The sequence below is a fragment of the Bradyrhizobium sp. Mp19 genome, assembly GCF_029952935.1.
In the GTDB taxonomy this organism is placed as follows: domain Bacteria; phylum Pseudomonadota; class Alphaproteobacteria; order Rhizobiales; family Xanthobacteraceae; genus Bradyrhizobium; species Bradyrhizobium elkanii.
On sequence record NZ_JASAUT010000007.1, the window covers coordinates 189956 to 211687 of the forward strand.

Below are 21732 nucleotides of genomic sequence, written 5' to 3' on the forward strand. Positions count from 1 at the left end.
AAAACGCCGGGGGTTTTGCTTTGTGGTACCGGTTCTGGCGCGTCATGCCGCGAGCATCTCGCGCACCATCGGCACCACCTTGCTGCCATAGAGCTCGATGCTCTTCATCAGCTTGTCGTGCGGCAGCGGGCCCGCCGAGTATTTCAGCTGGAAGCGCGCCGCGCCGAGCGCCTTGACGGTCGCCGCGATCTTGCGGGCAACGGTTTCCGGCGCGCCGACATAGAGCGAGCCGTGCTCGGCCTCGGCGACGAACTCGTCGCGGCCCATCGGCGGCCATCCGCGCTCCTTGCCGATTCGATCGCGCATGACCTTGTAGTCCGGCCACAGCTCCTCGCGTGCCTGCGCGTCGGTCTCGGCGACATAGCCCGGCGAGTGCACGCCGATCGGCTTCGGCTCGCGGCCGAACTGCTGGTAGGCGCGCTGGTGCAGGTCGACATAGGGTGCAAAGCGCTTGGGATCGCCGCCGATGATGGCAAGCATCAGCGGCAGGTCGTAATGCGCCGCGCGAACCACCGATTCGGGACTGCCGCCGACGCCGATCCAGGTCTTCAGCCGGCCATGCTCGACCGGCGGATAGACCGACTGGCTCTTGAGCGGTGGCCGCAGCTTGCCCTGCCAGGTCACCGGCTCCTGCTTGAGCAATTCGGTGAACAGGTCGAGCTTCTCCTCGAACAGCTCGTTGTATTGCCTGAGGTCGAAGCCAAACAGCGGGAACGACTCGGTGAAGGAGCCGCGGCCGAGGATCACCTCGGCGCGGCCGCTCGAGACCGCGTCGACGGTGGCGAAGCGCTGGAAGACGCGGATCGGATCGTCCGAGCTCAGCACGGTCACCGCCGAGCCGAGGCGGATGTTTTCGGTGCGCGCGGCGATTGCCGCCAGCACCGTCTCGGGCGAGGAGATCGCAAAATCGGCGCGGTGGTGCTCGCCGAGCCCGATGAAATCGATCCCGAGCTGATCGGCCAGCACCGCTTCGTCAACGACGTTGCGGATCACCTGGGCATGGGGCAGCGGCGCGCCGGCGGCGTCGTTGGTGACGTCGCCAAACGTATCGAGCCCGAATTCGACGGAGGTCGTCATGGTCAGTCCGGTTGTCGGCGTGGCGGAGCATCCGCCACGGGCCACCCATCGCACGCAGGCCGAAAGGTCGGGTTGCTGCGGATTTATCCGCATGCCTGCGCTGTGGAGCCTTGGGTTGGAGATAAATGGGAACTATTGCCGGTTCAGCGGGCCGGCAAGGTCACGCCGCGAAACGCAGCGTTTCCAGGTCCGATACGGAGCAGCCCGCGGCAATCAGCCCGGGACCACCAGGAAGCCGGCGCGCGGGAAATGCACCACCACCTCGCCGACGCGCTCATCCGACCGGCGGATCGCGATGTGTTGCGCCGACAGCGAGACGATCTCGCCACGCACCGGGATCTTGCCGTAGTCATCCGGCATCACGGCAACGACGTCGCCGGGCTTGCGGCCGTTCGGATCCGTGGGGTCGCCGAACACAGGTGACTCCGGCCGCGCCTTCGCCGCGATCTCGAGCGCGTCGGCCGACGACATCTCGGTGCGCGTGCCGTGGCCGATGGCGCGGATGCGCTCCTCCCATGCCACAACGCGCGGCATGGACTTCATGATCTCGTCCATCGTGGCGAGGCTCTGTCGCGCGTACCACACGTTCATATAGGCGCTGACGTCCGCGAGGCTGAACTCGCCGAACAGCCACGGCCGGCCGTCGCCGAGTTGCGCCTCGATCCAGTCGATATTGGCGCGGAACTGGTCGCGCATCTGCGGCAGCGCCGCGGTCATGGCGGCGACGTCGAACTTGCCGCCGCGCAACTTCTCGCGATCCTCGATGAAATCCCGCGGGACCTTGTCGCCGATGAAGCCGAACACGAGATTGACCGTGTTCTGGAAGAACGGCCGGTCGGTCCACATGCCGAGCGCCCAGGGCATGCCGGCATTGCCCGCCGGAAACAGCGTCGGCGTCGGGTAGCGCCGCTCCAGCTCGCGGATGATGATCTGGGTGTCACAATAGATGTCGGCGCCGATCTGCATCGTCGGCGTGCGGCGATAGCCGCCGGTCATCGGCATCAGGTCCGGCCGTGGCATGATCCGCGAGATCCGCACCGAGTTCCAGGCGAGCTTCTTGAATCCGAAGATGATGCGGATCTTCTCGGAGAACGGCGATTGATCGAAATGGTGCAGGATCGGCGTGGGCTGCGACATGGCCTTCTCCCGGGACAGGGTGCGATCTCGACGGACCTTGCCGCATAAGCTGACAAGATTCCGGCCGATCGCAACCTATATTCACGGGTGAGAAGGGTGGCGCAGCGCGTTCAGAACTGCTCCGCCCACGGCCGCAGGTCGAGCTCCAGCGTCCAGGCGCTGCGATGCTGGTGATGCAGCACCCAATAGGCGTCGGCGATGGCCGCGATGTTGAGCATGCCATCCGGTCCGCGCTCATCCTTCAATTGCGGACGCATGCTCAGCAGGCGGTCGCCCTCGATGCCGCCATCGACCACGACATGGCCGACATGGATGCCCTGCGGCCCGAATTCCCGCGCCACGCTCTGCGCCAGCGCGCGCAGCGCGGCCTTGGCGGCGGCGAACGGTGAGTAGTTGGCCTTGCCGCGCAGCGAACCGCTGGCGCCGGTGAACACCAGCGTGCCGCCGCCGCGCGCAAGCAGAGCGGGGATCGCGGCCTGTGCGAGCTGGAAACCGCCGAGCGCGTGTTCGCGCCAGTGCTCCTCGAAGCGCTGCTCGCTGACCTTTAGGAACGGTGCCGGCCGGTTGGAGCCTGCATTGTGCACGGCCATCGCGAGCGGCGCGAGCCTCTCGGCCGCCGCGACGAAGCGCGCGACATCGGCCGCCGTGGAGGCGTCGCCGACCACATGCGCGACCGTCGCGCCGCTTGCGGCCAGCTCGGCTGCCGTCGCGGCGAGCTTATCGGCGTTGCGGCCGGCGATCGCGACGGGATAGCCGCCCGAGGCAAAGCGACGCGCAATCGCGGCGCCGAGGCCGTTCGACGCGCCGACGCCGGCAATCAGCACGCTTCCCTGCACGGCGGTCGGCTCGAGGGCGGATCGGTCGTTCATGGCTTGCTCCATCAGGGTGCCCGCGACGCGGGCGAAATCATTCGTCGGATGCCATCGCGACGATGCTGTCGCGCACGGTGCGCAGAACGGCGTCGGACCGCTTCTGGTCGGTGAGGACGCGCGAGATCGCCAGCGCCCCGACCATCGCACTCACCGCGAGGATTGCGCTGCTGTCGTCATCGTCGCCGAACGTCTCGGCGACCTTGGCGATGAAGGATTCGATGTGCGGCTCCATCACCGCGCGGCACTGCGCATCGGCGCGGCCGACGTCCGAGATCAGCGCGCCGATCGCGCAGCCTGACCTGGGCGAGTCGCGATGGGCGCGGCTGAGATAGCTCCGCACCAGTGTGTTGATATTGACCGACTTGTCGGGATCGCGCGCCGCGTGAGCCGATGCTTCGCCTGCATTCAGCGCCTGTTCCAGCGCCGCGGCGATCAGGTCGGAACGTGAGGCGAAGTGCCCATAGAAACCGCCATGGGTCAGCTTCACCTGCTGCATCAGGCCGCCGATGCTGAGCGCGTCGAGGCCCTTGCCGCGGATCTGCGTCGCAGCCTCGTTCAGAATACGCTCACGGCTCCTGGCCTTGTCGGCCTGGGAATGGCCCATCTCGCCTGGTCCCTGTTTGACTCTCCTTCTGGATTATGACCATCATGCATCTGAATGACAAGCATCATCCAGAAATTATTCAGTCACAAAGCAGGGAGGAACAGATGTCCGGCAGCGCGAGCGAAGGGCGGGTCCGCCACGAGCGGCACGACCACATCCTCAAGATCATCATCGACAATCCCGCGAAGAAGAATGCCTTCAGTCCGGAGATGATGGCTGAGCTTTCCGACGCATTGACGCTGCTCGACAATGACGATGGCCTCTGGGTCGGCGTGCTCTGCGCCGCCGGCGGCAGTTTCACCGCGGGGCTCGACATGCCGAAGTTCTTCGGTCCGACGGCGACGCGCAAGCCGCTACCGGAGGGCAACGTCGACCCGTTCGGGTTGTCGAAGCGCTGCCGGAAGCCGATCGTCACGGCGGTGCAGGGTATTGTGTTCACCGTCGGCATCGAGATGATGCTGGCCGGCGATATCGTGATCGCTGCGGACGACAGCCGCTTCTGCCAGATGGAAGCCAAGCGCGGCATCGCGCCGCTGGCGGGCGCGCATTTCCGCTATATCAGCCGCGCCGGGTGGGGCGATGCGATGTATCACCTGTTGCTGTGCGACGAGTTCAGCGCCGCCGAGGCGCGTCGGATCGGTCTCGTGCAGGAAGTCGTGCCGGCGGGCCAGCAGGTCGAGCGTGCAATGGCGCTCGCGGAGATCATCGCACGCAATGCGCCGCTTGGAATCCAGGTGACCAAGGAGGCGGGCCGCAAGTTCATCGAGGCCGGCGAGCAGGCGGCGATCGCGATCATCCCGCAGATCCGCGAACGCGTGCTCAACACATCAGATGCGGCCGAGGGCATCAAGTCCTTCGTGGAGCGCCGCGCGGCGGTGTTTCAGGGACGTTAGTCCCAGGGCGCGCTAGTAGCAGGGGCGCTCGCCGCAGCGGCGCTCGCTGCGTTCACGATACGTGCCCGGATTGCGGTTGTGACAATGTTGTCGCAGCCGCATCAATTTCAATTACGCCGATCGTGCGACGACTCTTGTCGAGATTCGTCGAATCAGGGAGATTCGAATCCATTCATTAAATTCTGTTTCGTCCTGCTTTCACTCAAGCGTCCGGTATGGATTCCCATGACAAACGCACGAGTAGTAGTTGTCGGAAATAACAAGGGCGGCTCTGGCAAGTCGACAATTGCCATGCACGTCGCCATCGCGCTGATCAAGGCGGGTCAGCGTGTCGCCACCATCGATCTTGACAACAAGCAGAAGTCGCTGACGCACTACGTCGAGAACCGGCGGGACTGGGCGCGGGAAACCTCGCTGGATCTCGGCATTCCCGCGCATATGTGCTTCGAGACGGTGAGCGGCAGGAGCAGCGAGGTCGAGACGCTCGGGCGCAGCGCGCTCGCCGAGATCGTCGAGCGGCTGGGCCGGTCGCACGATTTCGTCGTCATCGACTGTCCCGGCCACGACACCTATCTGACGACGTTCACGCATTCGCTGGCGAATACGCTGATCACGCCGCTCAACGACAGCTTCCTCGATTTCGACGTGCTGGGCACCGTCGATCCGAACGACTTCAAGGTGACCGGCATCAGCCATTATTCGAAGATGGTGGAGGAGGCGCGGCGCGAGCGCAGCGCACACGATCAGCCGGTATTCGAGTGGGTGGTGCTGCGCAACCGTCTCTCCACGCTCGGTTCACGCAACAAGCGCCTGGTCGGCGAAGCCTTGAGCGAATTGTCCAAGACGCTGAATTTCCGCCTGGTCGATGGCCTGGCCGAACGCGTGATCTTCCGCGAATTCTATCCGCGCGGACTGACCGCGATCGACGACGTCAGCCAGCTCGCACTCGGTGGCCGGCCGACCATGTCGCATGTCACCGCACGGCTCGAGATGGAGCGGCTGATGACCGCCATCATGCTCGGCCATCTGGTGGCACGCCCGCCGGAATCCTCCGATGCCAGCCGCGACGCGGCGTAAGGCGACGTCAGGCCGCTAACGGCAAAGGGCGTTGCCGGCGTCGGCGACGGTCAGGAACGTGATCGTTGCAGGTGCGAAGACGATCGTTCCGGCGACGGCCGCGTCGCCGTTCAGGGCTGGGATCCCGTCAGCGGCTCCAAGCAAAAGCGTCGCGCCATTGAGCTGAACATTGCCGTCGGCAGGCTTAGCGCTCGTGAGCGTGTAGCGTTGCGAGGCGGCTGGCAGCATGAGCTTGCGCTGTTTTCGCCGATCATTGTTGATGACGAGCAGAGCTATTCCATCAGGCATGTCGCGCGCGCAATGCGCATAAACATGGAAGCCGGATTGCTCGGCGACACCGGCATCGAGCACAATGGTCCCCATCAACCGTCGCCATAGCAGCGCCGCCCAATAATTCGGCCGCGGCAGATGGGTTCGTTCGTCCAGCAGCCCATAGTCGCTTGCGGCCAGCGTGTTGTGCATCACCACCTGAACGCCGGCCTTGGCCAGCCGTCCGAGTTGATCGAGGTAACGGAACGTGTCGGTGAAGGTTTTAGCCCAGCGATTGCCGCCGCACGCGGTCTCTGCGGTTTCGGTCAGCCAGATCGGCTTGCCCGGTGCAAGCTGGTCGCGCAGCGTCTCGTAGAGGGCAAGGCTCTTGCCGGCTCGCGCCAGCCATTCGTCCGACAATGCCTGCTTTGCCGTGCGATCGCCGCCGCATCGGGCCGACGGCGCGCCATAATGATGGTAGGAGACCGCGTCGACGCCGGCTGCTGATACGGCGAAGAGGGCGTGGGCCTCAGTGCCAGCGCCGATCGTGCCTGGGCCGAGGATCGTCACGTCAGGCGCGGTTGCCTTCATGAATGCACGAAACGCTGCGAAATCCCTGCCGTAGGCCGCGGCATCGTAGCCGTCAGGGGCGCCGCCAATGGCCGGCAGATCGGGCTCATTCATGAATTCAGCTGCGGCGATATGGCCGCCGGCCGATCGTGAGAAGTCAAGAAAGTGCCGGGCCTGCTCGGGGCTCCATTGCCCCGTAGCGTCACGCGCGCCCACGCTGATCGCAAAGGACGTGACGATCGGAGCGTCGATGGCGCGCGAGAACTCGATCACGTCCCGCCACTGCTGTCGCGTCAGCACGCTGTTGAAGCCGGCCGGCGGCGCGGTCGGTGACGTTTCGGAATCTGCAAAGAACGTGCTGTTGGCCCAGGTCCCGCTGACGCGTAGATAGGCGGGGGAGAGGGCGGCGGCGAGCTTGCGCAGTCTGCCATCGTGCAGGTCGATCGGAGCGCGAGCCGCGAACCGATCCGTTTCCGCACGCCGACGCGTGCCGGCGGTTGCATAGGGCTTCCAGAACCGTCCGCCGGTCACCTCGACCATCTCGATGTTGTAGGACTGAAAGCGCGGGTCGATGGTCGCGACGCGCGGCAGGGTCGCGACATTCAAGGCCAGCTCTGCCGCGACCGCCTTCGTATGCGCGAAGGTGGCCATGGCCGAGACGGCGGCGAGACATCGAAGCGGATATGCCCAGCGGTCGCGCACGGGTCCTCGCGGCGTTCCGGATTGTGGCGTTCAGGATGCCGCCGCGGCTTGTTTGAATCAATGCGGGAACGCGTCTTGCGGCTCGTTCGCGATACGATCCCACAGCGCGCGGATCATGTCCTTCATGACCAGGGCGTCCTGCCAGCGGTCGGACAATTCCCTGCCGTCGGGCCCGGTGATGGCATAGGGCGCGGGACCGAGCTCGCACAGGAAGGTCAGGGTCGCGTCGGGCCCGGCGCGCTTCCGCCAGGAGCGGATGCCGTAGTCCCACCAGCCCATGAATAGCGACACCCAGCCCTGGTGCTGCGGAAAGCCGAGCGAGACCTGCACCTGCTCGCGGCTCGCGATGCGGCCGTGGATGCCCCAGGCATTGTCGAGGATGCGATGGATCATCGCGTGGTTGACGTCGTCGACCGGCCAGGCGAATTCGCGGCCGACCAGATAATGCGAGAGATCGGCGGTGAGCCGCAGATCGGGAAAGCAGTCGAGCAAATCGAGCATGAAGAACAGGTCGGTCGTCATGCGGTCGCGATGGGTCTCGACATGCACGGCAACGCCGGCCTCCGCGGCAAGCCGCCGCCAGCCTTCGAGCAGGGGAATGCAATCTGCGAGCCGGCGCGGCCGAACGTCCGGCTGCAAATTGACATGATCGGCGCCGAGCTTGGCGACCAGCTCGAGCACCGGCTTCAGGTCGTCGACGCTCTTCGGATAGCATTGCGCCTGCCAGATCATGCCATGCGCGCGAAGGAAGCTCGTCACCTCGCGCGCGAAGGCAGGATCGATGAAGCGAACGCCGGCGCCGTCAAATCCGGCATCGCGGATCATTGCGAGCTGGGTGTGCAGCGGCCATTCGCCCTCATCCGCAAGCCGCCGCTCCATCGCCCAGAGCGACTGCAGGACACGCAGTTGCTGCGCCACCGATCAGGCCCGCGCCGGGATCGCCGCGGGCAGCTCGGCCTGTTCGCTCGCGTCGGCGTCGATGTTCTCCTGGTAGGTCTCGGGCCCGATCCAGATCGCAACGACGGTGCAGGCCGACAGGAACATCGCGTAGCAGGCGACCGGCCACCAGGTGCCATAGGCTGCCACCAATGCGGTGGCGACGAACGGCGCCGGGCCGCCCGACAGCAGCGAACCGAGCTCGCGCGCGAAGGCAAAGCCGGCGAAGCGGCGTTGCGGCGGGAACAGCTCGGCGAAGTACGCCGCCTGCGGCCCGAACATCGCCGCCGTCACCACGGCGCGCGCCAGGATGAAGGCGAGCGCGATCATGATCCATTCCTTGGTGCCGACCATCCAGAAGAACGGGAAGGCGAGCGCCACGCCGGCCAGCGCGCCGAACATGTAGACCGGCCGCCGTCCGATCCGGTCCGACAATGCCGCAAAGCCGAGGATCGCGAACAGCTCGACCGTGAATGCCAGCATCAGCGCGCTGAGCGCCTCCGCCTTGGGCACGCCGAGCGTTGTGATCACGTAGCTGAGACCAAACACCGGGAAGAAATAGCCGAGCCCGTTCTCGGCCATGCGGGCGCCGAGCACGACGAAGAAGTTGCGCGGGTGCCGTCGCAACGCCTCCATCGCCGGATTGCTCTCGACCTTGCCGCGCGCGACCACCGCCTCGGTGTAGACCGGCGTCTCGGTGATGCGCATGCGAACGAAGATGCCGACCACGATCAGGAGGAAGCTCGCCAGGAAGGGCAGGCGCCAGCCCCAGCTCATCAAATCCTCGCGCGGCAGCATGGTCACCAGCGCGAAGGCGCCGGCCGCAAGCAGATTGCCCACGGAGACGCCGAGCGGCGCGAAGCCGCCCCAGAAGCCGCGATGTTTCGGCGGCGCGTTCTCGACCAGGTAGATCACCGCGCCGCCATATTCGGCGCCGGCGCCAAGGCCCTGGATGACACGCATCGCGACCAGCAGCAGCGGCGCCCAGATCCCGATCTGCCCATAAGTCGGCAGGAAGCCGATTGCGGTGGTGCCGATGCCGATCATCAGGAGGGTGGCGACCAGCACCGGCTTGCGGCCATAGCGATCGCCGAGAATGCCGAACAACAGGCCGCCGAACGGCCGCACCACGAAGCCGACACCGAAGGTCAGGAACGACAACAGCGTGCCGACCACCGGATCGCTCTTCGGAAAGAACAGCTCGCCGAACACCAGCGCCGCTGCGGTGCCGTAGAGGAAGAAGTCGTACCATTCGAGCGCGGAGCCGATGCTTGCGGCCAGGATCACACGCAGGCGCGATGTGCGAGCGCCATCTCTTGCCATCTCGGTCATTCGTTTCCCCGTTATGTCTGTTTTTATGGTCGTCTTGATCGGGCACGATCTCCGCGCAAACGCGTTCTGCGTTGTCGCGGGGGATCGTGCTCGTGAAAGCAGCAATGCCCGCGGCCTGGCCGCGGGCATTGTCTCTGGTCTCAGGCGGCGCGCGTGAAGTAGGATTTCTTCGACGCCGACTGTGTCTCGTAGATCGATCCCTGCCGTTTCGCCGGCGGCAGTGGCATGCGCACCGGCACGTCGGTGAGCCGCGGTGCGACCACCGGCGGACCAGCCAGCAGGCGGCTGTTGAACTCGTCGAAGTCCTTCACGCCCATCAGCGGCCAGGCGTCGCTGGCGGCCACTTCATAGAGCAGCAGGTTGCGTGGCCGGTTCGATGTGTTGGTCGCCGAGCCGTGCAGCGCGCGCACGTGATGGAACGACATGCTGCCGGCCTTGCCCATGCAGGGCACCGCGCGCTTGATGTCGTTCGCGATCTGGTCCGGATCGATCAGGCCTGCGAAGTGGCCGTCTTCGCCGTGATGGTCCCACATCGTGTCGCCGGTGTGCGACCCAGGCGTCACCAGCATCGGACCGTTTTCGATATCGCAATCGTCGAGCAGCACGCCGATCGCGAGGATGTCGTCATTGGTGTGCGGATAGAACGCCCAGTCCTGATGCCACTCGACCGGCGAGCCGTATTGCGCCGACTTCATGTTGAGCTTGGAGCCGTGCAGGCGAAGGTCGGGGCCGATCAGCTTGGTGAGGATCGAGATCACGGCCGGGCTGCGCACGATCTCGTCGAAGATCGGATGCACCTTGTGCGGCGCCTTGATGCGGCGGACGCGCGGGGTCTCCGGCGTATGGCCCGGCTCGAGATCGTAGACGTCGGTGTGTTCGCTCACACTGGCGGCGCCGGCCACCAGCTCGGTGAGCACCGTGCGCACCTTGGCTAAGGTCTCCTGGTTGAGCACCTCGGGGACCACGATCACCCCGTCGCGCTTGTAAGCCTGGGCCTGCTCGTCCGAAATCATGCCGTTTCTCCCTTTTTTGTTCCATGTTAGCGCTAACATGACACGATGCTAGCGCTAACATCGTGGCTTGGCAACCCGGAATCGGGCAGGCTCCGCCCCATGAGCTCCGAACTGACCGCCCCCGGGACCGGCCCGGCCGGTGCCGCGCCCACCCTTTCAGAGGTGGCCAAGCGCGCCGGCGTTTCCTCGATCACGGTGAGCCGGGTGGTGCGGATGCCCGACCTGGTTGCCCCGGAGACCCGGGCGCGGGTCGAGCGGGCGATGCGCGACCTCGGCTATGTCCCGAACTTGGTGGCGGGCGCGCTGGCGAGCGCGCGGACCAATTCGGTCGGCGTGCTGGTGCCGACCATCGCCAACGCGATCTTCGCCGACACGGTGCAGGGCCTGTCCGACAAGCTCGAGCCGCTCGGCTTCTCCGTGATCCTGGCGCAGTCTCGCTATGATGCGGCGCGCGAGGACCGCATGCTGGCGGCGCTGCTGTCGCGGCGGCCCGAGGCGATCATCATGGTCGGCTCGCCGGCGACCGAGGAGGGCAGCCGCCTGCTGCGCAATGCGCGCATTCCAATCGTCGAGACCTGGGATCTGCCGGCAAACCCGATCGACGCGGTCGCGGGCTTCGACAATTACAAGGCTGGTGTCGCCGTCGCGAAGCATCTGGTCGCGCAGGGCCGCAAGCAGCTCGCCTTCATCGGCGGCGACGATCCGCGCGGGACGCGCCGCTGGTTCGGCTTCAGGGACGAGGCACTGGCCAGCGGCCTCGCCGAGCCGCGCCGGTTGATCCTGGACCGCAAGGATTCCGGCAGCGTGGCGGCGCATGCACGCCTGCCCGATGTCGACGCGGTGTTCGCCGCCAACGATGCGCATGCGATCGGCTTCATGTCCGGGCTGCGCAAGGCCGGGCTGCTGCGCGACGGGCCTGCATCGGCGCAGCCGGTCGCCGTGATCGGGCTCGGCGATCTCGAAATGGGCCAGTTGATCTCGCCGACCCTGAGTACGATCAGCGTGCATGGCGACGCGATCGGCCGCACCGCGGCGACGCTCACGCTGGAGCGCGGCGGCGAGCGCCGCGTCGATCTCGGCTTCGAGCTGGTGCTGCGCGACAGCGGTTAGCGGCCTCGCCCACGGTGCGGGCGGAGGTGCTCGCTTCTTTCCGTGCTTTCACCTTGCCGTGGCCCCGGCGTCGACCGCCTCGAGCAAGGTCACCAGGCCACGCAGGATGGCGATCGGCGAAGGCGGGCAACCCGGAATATGGAGATCGACCGGAACAACGGTGGAGACTCCGCCAACCACGGCGTAGCTACCGGCGAAGCATCCGCCATCCCTTGCGCAATCGCCCGCAGCGACGACCCATTTGGGATCGGGCGTTGCACGGTATGTGCGCTCCAGCGCCTCGCGCATGTTCTTGGTGACCGGACCCGTGACCAGCAGCACGTCGGCGTGACGGGGCGAGGCGACGAACCGGATTCCAAACCGTTCGACGTCGTAATACGCATTGCTTAACGCGTGTATTTCCAGCTCGCATCCGTTGCACGAGCCCGCATCGACTTCGCGGATCGAGAGGCTGCGGCCGAGGCGTCGTCGTGCGGTGCGGCCGACCATGGTCGCGAGCTCCGCGAGCGCAGCGTCATCGGGGCGCGGCGCTTGCTCCGTCAATGGCTGGCGAAACAGGCTCTGGAACAGAAGTTTGCGCATCGCCTCAAGCCCTCAGAGATCCTGCCCGGAATAGGAGCAGTTGAACGACTTATTGCAGAGCGGGAAGTCCGCCACGATGTTGCCTTCGATGGCCACCTCGAGCAGCGGCCACTGAAACCACGACGGATCGCGCAGATGGCATCGCTCGATCCGATCGCCGTTCAGGCGCAGCCAGGCCAGGATGTCGCCGCGGAAACCTTCGACGAGGGCCATGCCCTCGCAAGGCTCTGCCGCACTGTGCAGCGGCACTTTCACCGGACCGGCCTCGAGGCCAATGAGGATCTGGTACGCCAGCGCAAGACTCTGCTCAACCTCGCGGATCCGGATCCAGACCCGGGCGTTGACGTCGCCGTCGCTGAGGACGGGGACTTCGAAACGGAGGCCATCATAGGGGAGATAGCCGGGCTTGCGTCGGGCGTCATGGTCGCGGCCGCTCGCACGCCCGACATAACCACCGGCGGCGAATTGCCGGGCGAGCGTTAGAGTCACGATGCCGGTGCTGACGGTGCGGTCCTGCAACGAGGCGGTGTTGTCATAGAGCTCGACCAGCGCAGGGAAATGCCGGCGGATCTGGTCGAGTACGGCCCGGATTGCGTCGGCTCCATCGCCGGCGATATCGCGCGCGACGCCGCCGGGAACGACGAGGTCGCGCATCAGGCGGTGGCCGAATGCAGCGTCGGCGGCGCGCAGCACGGATTCGCGCAGCACGGCGCAATGCGCCTGCATCAGCGCAAATGACGCATCGTTGCAGATCGCGCCGATATCGCCGAGATGATTGGCCAGTCGCTCGAGCTCGGCCATCAGCGCGCGCAGCAACAGCGCGCGCGGCGGCACGGCAATCCGTTGCGCGGCCTCGACGGCTAGCGCGAATGCCAGCCCATAGGCGACCGTGCTGTCGCCGGAGACCCGGCCGGCAAGCCGCGCGGCCTGCTCGACGGTGCTTCCGGCCATCAGCCCTTCGACGCCCTTGTGGGTGTAGCCGAGCCGCTGCTCGAGGCGGACCACCGTCTCTCCGCTCGCGGTAAAGCGGAAATGCCCGGGCTCGATGATGCCGGCATGCACCGGACCGACCGCGATCTGATGCAGGCTGTCCCCCTCGGCCGGGAGGAATTGATAAGGCGCTGCGTCCGCTGATGCATCGTGACGTTCACCCAGCGGGAAGCGCGTTTGCCAACGGCCATGATCGAGCCAGGGACGCGGATCCGGTGTGCCCATGGGCTGCAATCCGAACAGGTCGTGGAGGGTGCGCTCCAATCGAAGCGCCGGCGGATGATGGGCCGCGACCGAAGGAAATTGGCGATCGGGACAATCCAGGCTGATCACGCCGATATCGGACGTGCGGTCGTCGAGGATGGCCATGTGCACGCGCGACGGCTCACCCCACAGTCCGAGCAGGCTCAGGCCGCCATCCGCAAATGCGTGAGCGGCGGTGCGCCAGGTTTCGCCGTCCACCACGGCGCGCGGCCATGGATGATGCCGTTCGATCCTGTGGCCGGCCCGGATCAGATCGATCAACCTCGGCATATCCCGTTCTCCCTCGCGCTAACCCAGCAGGTTGGCGACGTGCTGGAACCAGACGACCAGCGGTCCCGGAAGGTAGATGCCCGCAGACAGCACCAGCGCGAAATGCGCGAACATCGGCAAATAGGACGCATCCGCCGGCGCGGCATTGCCGCGCGGCTCGCCGAACGCAAGGCTGGTCAGGCGCAGGATCAGCGCGCCGAAGGCGAGCAGCAGGCCGAACACCAGCGGGATGGCGAGCAGCGGCTGGCGCGCGAAGGTGGAGCTGACGATCAGGAATTCGCTCATGAAGATACCCAGCGGCGGCAGGCCGGCGATCGCGACCACGCCGATCACGAGACTCCAGCCGAGTGCCGGATGCGACTCGGTCAGGCCGCGAATGTTGGCGATCCGCTGCGTGCCCTTCACCTGTGCAATGTGGCCGACCGCGTAGAAGATTCCCGACTTGGTGAGGCTGTGCATCACCATGTGGAGCAGGCCGGCAAAGTTGGCGAGCGGTCCACCCATGCCGAACGCAAACACGATGATCCCCATATGCTCGATCGAGGAGTAGGCGAACAGCCGCTTGATGTCGCGGCGGCGGTAAAGCATGAAGGCCGCGAACAGCAGCGAGGTCAGCCCCATCGTCACCATCAGCGGTCCGGGCGATATCGCATCCGGATTGGCGGCGAGCAGGATCTTGAAGCGGAGCACCGCGTAGAGCGCGACGTTGAGCAGCAGGCCGGAAAGCACGGCGGAAATCGGGGTCGGGCCCTCGGCATGCGCATCCGGAAGCCAGGCGTGCAGCGGCGCCAGGCCGACCTTGGTGCCGTATCCGAGCAGCAGGAAGATGAAGGCGACGTTGAGCAATGCCGGGTCGAACGTCGCCGCACGGCTGATCAACACCGTCCACACCATGGCGTCCTGACCCTCGCCGACCACCGGCAGCGCCGCCATGTACACCAGGATCGTGCCGAACAGCGCCAGCGCGATGCCGACGCTGCCGAGGATGAAATACTTCCAGGCCGCTTCCAGCGCCGCATGGGTCCGGTAGATGCCGACCATCAGGACGGTGGTGAGCGTGGCAACCTCGACCGCGACCCAGATCAGGCCGATATTGTTCGACACGAATGCGAGGTTCATGCCGAACATCATCACCTGATACATGGCATGGTAGAATCGCAGATAACCCGGCGTCAGCCGCCCGGTCTCGAGTTCGTGGGCGATATAGCTTGCGCTGAACACGCTCGTGGTGAATCCCACGAAGGTGTTGAGCACGATGAAGACGATGTTGAGATCGTCGATCAGCAGGTACTGGCCGGGTTGCGGGCGCTCGACCACGAGCAGCGAAAGCGCGGCCAGCAAGGTGCCGAGACTGGCCACGATATTGAGACCGGCGGTCAAGCGGTAGCCGGGCAGCGCGGCCAGCACCGCCGCGGCGGTGATCGGTATCAACAGAACCCAGGTGACGGCATCCGACGCGGCAGTCATCGGCGCTCCCCCCTGAATTCATCGAGCGCGCCGACGTCGACGGTGTCGAACCGCTCGCGAATGCGGAACAGGAACACGCCGATCACGATGAATGCGATCAGGATCGAGAACGCGACGCTGATCTCCACGACGAGCGGCATGCCCTTGGCGCCGGTCGCGGCCAGCACCAGGCCGTTTTCCAGCGACATGAAGCCGACGACCTGGCTGACGGCGTTGCGCCGCGTCACCATGACGAGCAATCCCAGCAGCACCACCGACAGCGCGAAGGCGAGGTCTTCCCGCGCCAGCGGATCGGCCGCGCCGGTGACGCGCAGCATCAGCACCATGGACAGGGCGACGAGCCCCATGCCCGCAAGCATGGTCGGACCGATGCTCACCGCGGTCTCGATATCGCGATGAATGCCGAGCTGCTTGATGATCCGATGCAGCGCCACCGGGATGACGATCGCCTTGAAGACCAGTGCGATGGCTGCGGTCACGTAGAGATGCGGCGCATTCTGGATGAAGGCCTGCCAGGCGACGGAAGCTGCGAGCACCACGGCATGAAGTGCGAAGATGTTCAGCAGCGCATACAGGCGGTCCTGGTATAGCATCATGAAACTGATCAGCACGAGCCCGCCGGCGAGCAGATGGGCAATGTCGAAGGCGAGGTTGTGCATCAGAAGCCCCGTGACACGAACCGAAGCAGCGTGCCGAGCAGGCCGAGCATCAGCGCGGCGCCGAGGAATTCGGGGACGCGGAACACCCGCATCTTGGCCGTCGCGGTCTCGAACACGGCAAGCAGGAAGCTCGCGACCGCAAGCTTGAGGATATAGGCGGCAACGCTCACCAGATAGGACAGCGGCCCCGCGCCTTCCGTGGTGATCTGCCACGGAAAGAACACGCAGATGATCAGGGAGATGTAGAGCAGCAGCTTGAGGAAGGCGCCGAACTCGATCATGGCGAGGTGACGCCCGGAATATTCGAGGATCATCGCCTCGTGCACCATGGTCAGCTCCAGATGCGTCGCCGGGTTGTCGACCGGGATGCGCGCGTTTTCGGCGAGCGCCACCATGATGAGGGCGATCATCGCCATGCCGAGCGAGACGCGCAGTCCGACTTCCGACGACGCCATGAAGGTCGCGACCGTCGACAGCTGTGTCGAGCCGGCAATCAGCGCGACGCAGAACACCATCAGCAGCATGGCCGGCTCGGCGAGTGCGGCGATCATCACCTCGCGGCTGGAGCCGATGCCGCCGAAGCTGGTGCCGACGTCCATGCCGGCAAGCGCGAGGAAGAAGCGCGCGCTGCCGAGCAGGGCGACGATCGCGATCAGGTCGGCGCTCCAGTTGAATTGCAGGCCGGTCGCAAATGTCGGGACCAGCGCCGCCGCGACCCAGATGGCCGCAAACGTCACATAGGGCGTGACGCGAAACAGCCAGGACGCGTTTTCGGCGAGCACGACCTCCTTGCGCAGCAGCCGCAGAAGGTCGCGGTAGGGCTGGAAGATCGACGGCCCTTTCCGCCGCAACAGTCGCGCCTTGATCTTGCGCACGACGCCGGTCAGCAGCGGCGCGAGCAGCAGCACAAGCGCCATCTGGCCGAGCTGAACGAGGATGTCCGAGATCACGACCATATCGCGAGCGCCAGCAGCAATGTGATGAGGGTTGCGAACACCAGGCTCAGGTAGCGGCGGATGGTCAGGAACTGGAGCTGGTTCAGCCGATCGGCGAAAAACCACACGGCTTCCGCCACGGGTGTGTAGAGCCGCTCCCAGACCAGGTCGTGCATATCCACCCTGAGGCGGGCCGGCCGCAGTTCGCCCGGCGCCGGCATGTCGACATGCTCGCGGGCCTGGAAAACCAGCGTGCCGAACACGCGGCGGATCGGCTGCACGAAGCTCACGCCGGAATACTGCGCCGCCGGTGTCGGATCGGCGAAGCCGCAGCCCCAGGCCGGTCCGCGCCGGATCGCGCGCGACGCAAAGCGATGGATGAAGTACACCGCGAGCGACGCTGCGGCGGTGATGAACGCAAAGACGAGCAATCCGTTGTAGGAACTGCGGCTCTCCTCGATCGGCACGATCGAGAGCCAGGGATCGTCCGCCTGAACCGGCATCCGGTGGCCGATCACGGCCTGCGCAACCGGCGAGAGCGCGTCGATCACGAGGCCCGGCAGAATGCCGGCGAGGAAGCAGAGCGCGGCGAGGCTGAACATCGCGGCGAGCGAACAGCGATCGACTTCGGCGGCGGCTTCCGCGGCCGGGCTCCGCGCGCGGCCGAGAAATGTGATGCCGAAAGCCTTGACGAAGCATGCGGCGGCGAGCGCCGCCGCCAGCGCCAGCAAGGCGCCGACCGCGGGCACCATGATCTTCAGCAGCCATTGCGGCAAGTCGGGGCTCTGCAGGACGGCCTGAAACATCAGCCATTCCGACACGAACCCGTTGAACGGCGGCAGCGCCGAGATCGCGACGCAGCCGACCAGAAAGACGAAGCTCGTGAGTGGCATGCGGTGGATCAGGCCGCCCAGCTTCTCCATGTCGCGTTCGCCGGTCGACGTCAGCACCGCGCCGGCCCCGAAGAACAGCAGGCTCTTGAAGAACGAATGGTTCAGCACGTGGAACAATGCGGCCGTGAAGGCGAGAGCCGTCGCGAGGCCAAGGCCGTTCGCCTGAAATGCCAGCGCAAGGCCGAGGCTTGCGAAGATGACGCCGATGTTCTCGATCGTGCTGTAGGCGAGCAGGCGCTTGAGATCCTTCTCCATCAGCGCATAGAGGATCCCCATGACGGCGGTCGCGCCGCCAAGGATGAGAACCACGACACCCGCCGACCAGCCTGGCGGCCCGAGCAGATCGAACACGACCCGGATGAATCCGTAGATCGCGACCTTCGTCATCACACCGCTCATCAGCGCCGAGACGTGGCTCGGTGCGGCGGGATGAGCCAGCGGCAGCCACACGTGCAACGGGATCAGGCCGGCTTTCGACCCGGCGCCGAGCAGCATCAGTGCAAGCACCAATGCGGCCTCGGACGGAGTGTGCGGGGCGGCGCGGATGGCCGCAAAGCTGTAGCTGCCGCCGGCTCCCGCCAGCAGGCCGAAGGCAAGCAACAGAGCCAGCGTCCCGAAGCTTGCCATCACGAGATAGACGTAGCCTGCGCGGGCATTGTCTGCGTCACGGTGATGCGCCATGACGAGCGCCCATGAGGCGAGCGACATGAACTCCCAGCACAGCAGGTAGGTGAACGCATCGTCGGCGAGCACGACGAGATTCATCCCGGCCAGGAACGCCGGGAAAAACGGAAGGATGCGCTGTGGCGCGGATTCGTGGCGGCCGTAACCGATGCCATAAAGACTTGCGGCTGCACCGCCGAGATTGACCACGACGAGAAAGAATGCGGCGAGCGCATCGAGGCGGAAATGCGATCCCAGCCATGGCAAGCCGACCGGCAGCATCAGTTCCGTCGCGCCGGTGCGGGCGATCAGCGCGAACAGGGCTCCGGCCAATGCGACCAGCGAAATCGCAAAGGTCGTGCCGTAGACGATGGCGGTCGATTGGCGCGATCGGCTCGTTGCAATCGCGAGAGCGGTCGTTCCCAGCAGGGCGGCTACACACCAGATCTGCTGAGTGACCGCCGGGATCATGTCTGCACCTTCGGTGAGCCTGATCCGGCCTTCAATCGCACCCCGCGGCCGCCGCCGCTGCTGACGGCGCCCTCATTGATGACCTCGACGCCGGCCGTGCCGAGCGCGTCGATCAGTTTCACGAGCGAGTCGACGTTGCCGCGAATGGTGCCTTCGCTCGCCTCCATCCGCTGGATGGTTGGCACCGAAAGTCCGGACAGCTCGGCGAGCTGCCGTTGGTCGATGCCAAGCAAGGCTCTGGCGGCTCGTAGCTGCGCCGCGGTGATCATCTGAGTGATGGCCGTCGATTTGAGGAGCCGCGTCTATTTGAATGTCATTTATGCACATCAAGTAATGATGGCACAAGGGCAATAAATGATGTTTTATACATCATTCATGCGCGTGGTCATCGACGCGAGCCGCATCCGCCGCGCCGACGACGTTGCGCTGACGCGCGCTCAGCCGGAGATTTTTCGATAGACCGCCGCGGCGTGGCGCAGCAACCGGCTCTTGCGCTTCCGCTCGTGGACGCGCTGGTGCTTGGCCTTGCGCTCGTGGGCGCGCTGCGCGGGTGCATCGACACTCTCGAGCAACCCGCGACGCACCTCGTCGTCGTTCAATTCGCCGAGCAGTTGTTGCCCCTTGCGCAGATGCTTCAGGATGATCCGCCATGACGCGTATTCGTCAGGGGACAAGCCGCCCTCCGAGAACTCGATGGCGTAGCGCAGCCGCTTGCTGGCGAGACGGACGCGGTGCCGCTTGTTCTTGCCCATGCCTTGCAGCCCGCGGCTCTTCTGGCACAGCTTGCCATGCCACCGCGCCAGCCGCCGTGCGTGAAAGACCGAGACCGGCACGGCGCGCCGTTGCGCGGCACGGGGATCCTGCCGCGTGGTCCAGGGGCCGCTGCCGACCCAGTCCCACATGCCATCGAACCACTGCCAGTAGCGGTCGCTTTGCAACGCCTCCCTGAGGGCTTCGAACGCATCGGTTCGCGCCGTCTGGAGCATGCGTTCTTCGGGCAAGCCCTTGCTGTTCTCGATCGCGACGTCGAGGTCGCGCGTTGCGCCGAGATGTCCGCTCAGCCATTTCAGTTCGGATTTCAGTCGCGTCCACTCGCTATCCGCCACCATCGGGCCGTAGAACGCGATCGCGGCTTTCAGGCGTGTCAGTGCAATGCGGGTCTGATGGAGCGCGGCCGGATCGCCGGAACTCAAGGCCTCGTGATTGGTCGCGACTTCCTCGAGGCACTCGGACAGGATCAGGCGAAAGGCGGTCTCGCAACGCATGGCTTCGCTGAGATGGCGTGCCCGCTTCGGGCGGACAACGCGCTCCCTGTCCGGACTTGCCGCTAACGTCATGACACTCTCGTGACCCCGCCAGAGCCGCAACGCGGCTCCCGGATGCAAAGATTTCCCGTTTGATCGACGTCGATCAAGGGTTTTCTGCCGGGCCGCAGCGCAACGATCGGGCGGCGGGATCAAAATGTCGCAGTTGCGCCGATAGGAACGGCTTGTTCCGGCCGAGCGCGTGCTGTTTGGGTGAATGCGGGGTTCTGAGACCGCGGAACGCAATGACGGATCTCCGCCAATAGCCGGATATTTCGTGCACGAAGTATCTTGATATTTCGCGTGCGAAATATATAACGGCGTGATGAAAGCGGAACACCGGCTGATCTTTCTCCTGACCGTGGCCTATCGCCGGTTGCAGCGCGCCATCGATCAGGAGACGGCCGCCCACGAGCTGACCTCGGCTCAGGCCGGCGTGCTGTTCTCTCTCGGGCGCAATGACGGCGCGCTGATCGGCGACGTCTCGCAGGCGCTCGACATCGTGCCGTCGGCGATGAGCGGGCTCGCCGACCGGATGGAACGTGCAGGCCTCGTGAAGCGCCGGCGCGATGGCGAGGATGGGCGCAGCCAGCGGCTCTATCTGACCGCGGCGGGGCATGAGCTCGGCAAACGCGCCGCAACGCGGACCAGGGTGATCAACAACCGTCTGATGGAGGGGTTCTCGGACGCTGAAATCGACGTGGTGGCGCGTTGGCTGACCAGCCTGCAAGACAAGTTTCCGAAAGACAAGGACAGCTAGAGCGTCTTCAAGCGAAGTGGGTACCGGTTCGCGTGAAGAAGACGCGTCAAACAACAAGCAAGCAACAGGAGTGCAGCATGAGTGAAGTGGTCGTAGCGCTGGACGGCGGTGTCCTCACCGTGACGATGGCGCGCCCGGACAAGAAGAATGCGATCACCAACGCGATGTATGGCGCGATGGCCGACGCGCTCGAGCGCGCGGAAGGCGATTCCGCGATCCGCGCCGTGCTGCTGCAGGGCGACGGCGACAGCTTTACCGCGGGCAACGATCTCGCCGATTTCGCGGCGGTGTCGCGCGGCGTGCAGGGCGAGCGTCACGTGACGCGCTTCCTCGCCGCTTTGGCCAAGGCGACGCGGCCGCTGATTGCCGCCGTGCAGGGCAATGCGGTCGGCATCGGCACCACCATGCTGCTGCATTGCGACCTCGTCTATCTTGCGCCGACCGCGCGGCTGATCACGCCGTTCGTCAATCTGGCGCTGGTGCCGGAGGCGGCGTCGACCTATCTGCTGCCGCAGCGCATCGGCTATGCGCGGGCCTATGCAATGTTCGCGCTCGGCGAACCGGTCGAGGCGGAGACGGCGGTCTCGATCGGCCTCGCCAACGCGGTTGTGCCGCTGGCGGAGCTGCGCGCCAAGGCCCGCGCGGCGGCGGACGCGCTGGCAAAGCGGCCGTTCGGCTCGCTTCAGCATACCAAGGCGCTGATGCGCGACCCCGCCAGGATCAGCGCGCAAATGGCGCGCGAGGGTGAGATCTTCCAGGAACGGCTGATGAGTGCGGAAGCACGCGAGGCCTTCGCGGCCTTTGCCGAGCGTCGCCAGCCCGATTTCTCCAAGATTGCGGGGTAGGCCCGGAGCGTGGCGCCGCCACGCCGAGGTCGGCCGCACCATTGCTTTGGGGTTGAC

Annotated in this window: 21 protein-coding genes; 5 read left to right on the forward strand and 16 right to left on the reverse strand. The window is 65.7% G+C overall.

Translation table 11 applies throughout. From position 1 onward, the window contains the following. Positions 1 to 42: 42 nt before the first annotated feature. From QJT82_RS11910 to QJT82_RS11925, 4 genes are all read right to left on the reverse strand, one after another. On the reverse strand, positions 43 to 1077 hold the full coding sequence (locus tag QJT82_RS11910) for an LLM class flavin-dependent oxidoreductase (RefSeq protein ID WP_028339475.1): 1035 nt from the start codon (positions 1075 to 1077) through the stop codon (positions 43 to 45). 213 nt (positions 1078 to 1290) lie between these two features. Beyond that, positions 1291 to 2214, reverse strand: coding sequence for a glutathione S-transferase family protein (locus QJT82_RS11915; RefSeq protein ID WP_028339474.1), 924 nt, complete (start codon positions 2212 to 2214; stop codon positions 1291 to 1293). Between the two features lie 110 nt (positions 2215 to 2324). Beyond that, positions 2325 to 3083 carry an SDR family NAD(P)-dependent oxidoreductase gene (locus QJT82_RS11920; RefSeq protein WP_035631128.1) on the reverse strand — a complete coding sequence of 253 codons (759 nt, stop codon included), beginning with the start codon at positions 3081 to 3083 and terminating at the stop codon, positions 2325 to 2327. A 37-nt stretch (positions 3084 to 3120) separates the two neighbouring features. Further along, positions 3121 to 3690 (reverse strand): TetR/AcrR family transcriptional regulator, encoded by a 570-nt coding sequence (locus QJT82_RS11925; RefSeq protein WP_028339472.1) that lies wholly within the window; start codon positions 3688 to 3690, stop codon positions 3121 to 3123. Positions 3691 to 3794: 104 nt separating this feature from the next. Here QJT82_RS11925 and QJT82_RS11930 point away from each other — a divergent pair, with 104 nt between their 5' ends. Both QJT82_RS11930 and QJT82_RS11935 read left to right on the forward strand, forming a co-directional pair. After that, positions 3795 to 4583, forward strand: a complete 789-nt coding sequence (locus QJT82_RS11930) for a crotonase/enoyl-CoA hydratase family protein (RefSeq protein WP_028339471.1) — start codon at positions 3795 to 3797, stop codon at positions 4581 to 4583. Positions 4584 to 4808: 225 nt separating this feature from the next. Next, on the forward strand, positions 4809 to 5660 hold the full coding sequence (locus QJT82_RS11935) for a division plane positioning ATPase MipZ (RefSeq protein WP_259244486.1): 852 nt from the start codon (positions 4809 to 4811) through the stop codon (positions 5658 to 5660). A 15-nt stretch (positions 5661 to 5675) separates the two neighbouring features. Here the strand turns inward: QJT82_RS11935 and QJT82_RS11940 are convergent, their stop codons facing one another. The 4 genes from QJT82_RS11940 to QJT82_RS11955 form a co-directional block, all read right to left on the reverse strand. Continuing rightward, positions 5676 to 7181 (reverse strand): hypothetical protein, encoded by a 1506-nt coding sequence (locus tag QJT82_RS11940; protein WP_028339470.1) that lies wholly within the window; start codon positions 7179 to 7181, stop codon positions 5676 to 5678. A gap of 57 nt (positions 7182 to 7238) precedes the next feature. Then, complete coding sequence (locus QJT82_RS11945) at positions 7239 to 8099, reverse strand: TIM barrel protein (protein ID WP_028339469.1); 861 nt, start codon at positions 8097 to 8099, stop codon at positions 7239 to 7241. Positions 8100 to 8102: 3 nt separating this feature from the next. After that, complete coding sequence (locus QJT82_RS11950) at positions 8103 to 9449, reverse strand: MFS transporter (protein WP_028339468.1); 1347 nt, start codon at positions 9447 to 9449, stop codon at positions 8103 to 8105. A gap of 140 nt (positions 9450 to 9589) precedes the next feature. Then, entirely contained in the window at positions 9590 to 10462 is an 873-nt protein-coding gene (locus QJT82_RS11955; protein WP_028339467.1) for a phytanoyl-CoA dioxygenase family protein, read from the reverse strand. Between the two features lie 99 nt (positions 10463 to 10561). Between QJT82_RS11955 and QJT82_RS11960 the strand changes: the two genes are divergently transcribed. Next, positions 10562 to 11572, forward strand: coding sequence for a LacI family DNA-binding transcriptional regulator (locus QJT82_RS11960; protein ID WP_028339466.1), 1011 nt, complete (start codon positions 10562 to 10564; stop codon positions 11570 to 11572). Positions 11573 to 11620: 48 nt separating this feature from the next. On the opposite strand, the gene QJT82_RS11965 is transcribed toward QJT82_RS11960, so the two are convergent. From QJT82_RS11965 to QJT82_RS12000, 8 genes are all read right to left on the reverse strand, one after another. Further along, complete coding sequence (locus QJT82_RS11965; protein WP_028339465.1) at positions 11621 to 12154, reverse strand: NADH-quinone oxidoreductase subunit B family protein; 534 nt, start codon at positions 12152 to 12154, stop codon at positions 11621 to 11623. A gap of 12 nt (positions 12155 to 12166) precedes the next feature. Beyond that, complete coding sequence (locus QJT82_RS11970; RefSeq protein ID WP_028339464.1) at positions 12167 to 13678, reverse strand: NADH-quinone oxidoreductase subunit C; 1512 nt, start codon at positions 13676 to 13678, stop codon at positions 12167 to 12169. 18 nt (positions 13679 to 13696) lie between these two features. Further along, positions 13697 to 15145 carry a hydrogenase 4 subunit F gene (locus tag QJT82_RS11975; protein ID WP_028339463.1) on the reverse strand — a complete coding sequence of 483 codons (1449 nt, stop codon included), beginning with the start codon at positions 15143 to 15145 and terminating at the stop codon, positions 13697 to 13699. Beyond that, on the reverse strand, positions 15142 to 15804 hold the full coding sequence (locus QJT82_RS11980) for a hydrogenase-4 component E (protein ID WP_016843065.1): 663 nt from the start codon (positions 15802 to 15804) through the stop codon (positions 15142 to 15144). Before QJT82_RS11980 ends, QJT82_RS11975 begins: the two co-directional genes overlap by 4 nt. After that, the gene (locus tag QJT82_RS11985) at positions 15804 to 16760 is read right to left on the reverse strand and encodes an NADH-quinone oxidoreductase subunit H (protein ID WP_028334457.1); all 957 of its coding nucleotides are present in this window, start codon (positions 16758 to 16760) and stop codon (positions 15804 to 15806) included. Before QJT82_RS11985 ends, QJT82_RS11980 begins: the two co-directional genes overlap by 1 nt. Then, on the reverse strand, positions 16751 to 18766 hold the full coding sequence (hyfB, locus tag QJT82_RS11990) for a hydrogenase 4 subunit B (protein ID WP_264641711.1): 2016 nt from the start codon (positions 18764 to 18766) through the stop codon (positions 16751 to 16753). Before hyfB ends, QJT82_RS11985 begins: the two co-directional genes overlap by 10 nt. Next, on the reverse strand, positions 18763 to 19035 hold the full coding sequence (locus QJT82_RS11995; RefSeq protein ID WP_028339461.1) for a helix-turn-helix transcriptional regulator: 273 nt from the start codon (positions 19033 to 19035) through the stop codon (positions 18763 to 18765). The genes hyfB and QJT82_RS11995 overlap by 4 nt, the downstream gene beginning before the upstream one ends. A 168-nt stretch (positions 19036 to 19203) precedes the next feature. Beyond that, entirely contained in the window at positions 19204 to 20103 is a 900-nt protein-coding gene (locus QJT82_RS12000; RefSeq protein ID WP_245288663.1) for a CHAD domain-containing protein, read from the reverse strand. Positions 20104 to 20395: 292 nt separating this feature from the next. Between QJT82_RS12000 and QJT82_RS12005 the strand changes: the two genes are divergently transcribed. Together QJT82_RS12005 and QJT82_RS12010 are read left to right on the forward strand one after the other, a co-directional pair. Then, positions 20396 to 20830 (forward strand): MarR family transcriptional regulator, encoded by a 435-nt coding sequence (locus QJT82_RS12005; protein WP_028339459.1) that lies wholly within the window; start codon positions 20396 to 20398, stop codon positions 20828 to 20830. 77 nt (positions 20831 to 20907) lie between these two features. Then, on the forward strand, positions 20908 to 21675 hold the full coding sequence (locus QJT82_RS12010; protein WP_028339458.1) for an enoyl-CoA hydratase-related protein: 768 nt from the start codon (positions 20908 to 20910) through the stop codon (positions 21673 to 21675). Positions 21676 to 21732 lie beyond the last annotated feature (57 nt).

Excerpts from the sequence above, each read along its gene's own strand:
- QJT82_RS11950 (WP_028339468.1), bottom strand. The coding sequence starts at position 9,449 with ATGACCGAGATGGCAAGAGATGGCGCTCGCACATCGCGCCTGCGTGTG.
- QJT82_RS11980 (WP_016843065.1), bottom strand. The coding sequence starts at position 15,804 with ATGCACAACCTCGCCTTCGACATTGCCCATCTGCTCGCCGGCGGGCTC.
- QJT82_RS11975 (WP_028339463.1), bottom strand. The coding sequence starts at position 15,145 with ATGACTGCCGCGTCGGATGCCGTCACCTGGGTTCTGTTGATACCGATC.
- QJT82_RS11910 (WP_028339475.1), bottom strand. The coding sequence starts at position 1,077 with ATGACGACCTCCGTCGAATTCGGGCTCGATACGTTTGGCGACGTCACC.
- QJT82_RS11930 (WP_028339471.1), top strand. The coding sequence starts at position 3,795 with ATGTCCGGCAGCGCGAGCGAAGGGCGGGTCCGCCACGAGCGGCACGAC.
- hyfB (WP_264641711.1), bottom strand. The coding sequence starts at position 18,766 with ATGATCCCGGCGGTCACTCAGCAGATCTGGTGTGTAGCCGCCCTGCTG.
- QJT82_RS11965 (WP_028339465.1), bottom strand. The coding sequence starts at position 12,154 with ATGCGCAAACTTCTGTTCCAGAGCCTGTTTCGCCAGCCATTGACGGAG.
- QJT82_RS12010 (WP_028339458.1), top strand. The coding sequence starts at position 20,908 with ATGAGTGAAGTGGTCGTAGCGCTGGACGGCGGTGTCCTCACCGTGACG.
- QJT82_RS11935 (WP_259244486.1), top strand. The coding sequence starts at position 4,809 with ATGACAAACGCACGAGTAGTAGTTGTCGGAAATAACAAGGGCGGCTCT.
- QJT82_RS11960 (WP_028339466.1), top strand. The coding sequence starts at position 10,562 with ATGAGCTCCGAACTGACCGCCCCCGGGACCGGCCCGGCCGGTGCCGCG.
- QJT82_RS11985 (WP_028334457.1), bottom strand. The coding sequence starts at position 16,760 with ATGGTCGTGATCTCGGACATCCTCGTTCAGCTCGGCCAGATGGCGCTT.
- QJT82_RS11955 (WP_028339467.1), bottom strand. The coding sequence starts at position 10,462 with ATGATTTCGGACGAGCAGGCCCAGGCTTACAAGCGCGACGGGGTGATC.
- QJT82_RS11915 (WP_028339474.1), bottom strand. The coding sequence starts at position 2,214 with ATGTCGCAGCCCACGCCGATCCTGCACCATTTCGATCAATCGCCGTTC.
- QJT82_RS12000 (WP_245288663.1), bottom strand. The coding sequence starts at position 20,103 with ATGACGTTAGCGGCAAGTCCGGACAGGGAGCGCGTTGTCCGCCCGAAG.
- QJT82_RS11925 (WP_028339472.1), bottom strand. The coding sequence starts at position 3,690 with ATGGGCCATTCCCAGGCCGACAAGGCCAGGAGCCGTGAGCGTATTCTG.
- QJT82_RS11970 (WP_028339464.1), bottom strand. The coding sequence starts at position 13,678 with ATGCCGAGGTTGATCGATCTGATCCGGGCCGGCCACAGGATCGAACGG.
- QJT82_RS11920 (WP_035631128.1), bottom strand. The coding sequence starts at position 3,083 with ATGAACGACCGATCCGCCCTCGAGCCGACCGCCGTGCAGGGAAGCGTG.
- QJT82_RS11995 (WP_028339461.1), bottom strand. The coding sequence starts at position 19,035 with ATGATCACCGCGGCGCAGCTACGAGCCGCCAGAGCCTTGCTTGGCATC.
- QJT82_RS12005 (WP_028339459.1), top strand. The coding sequence starts at position 20,396 with ATGAAAGCGGAACACCGGCTGATCTTTCTCCTGACCGTGGCCTATCGC.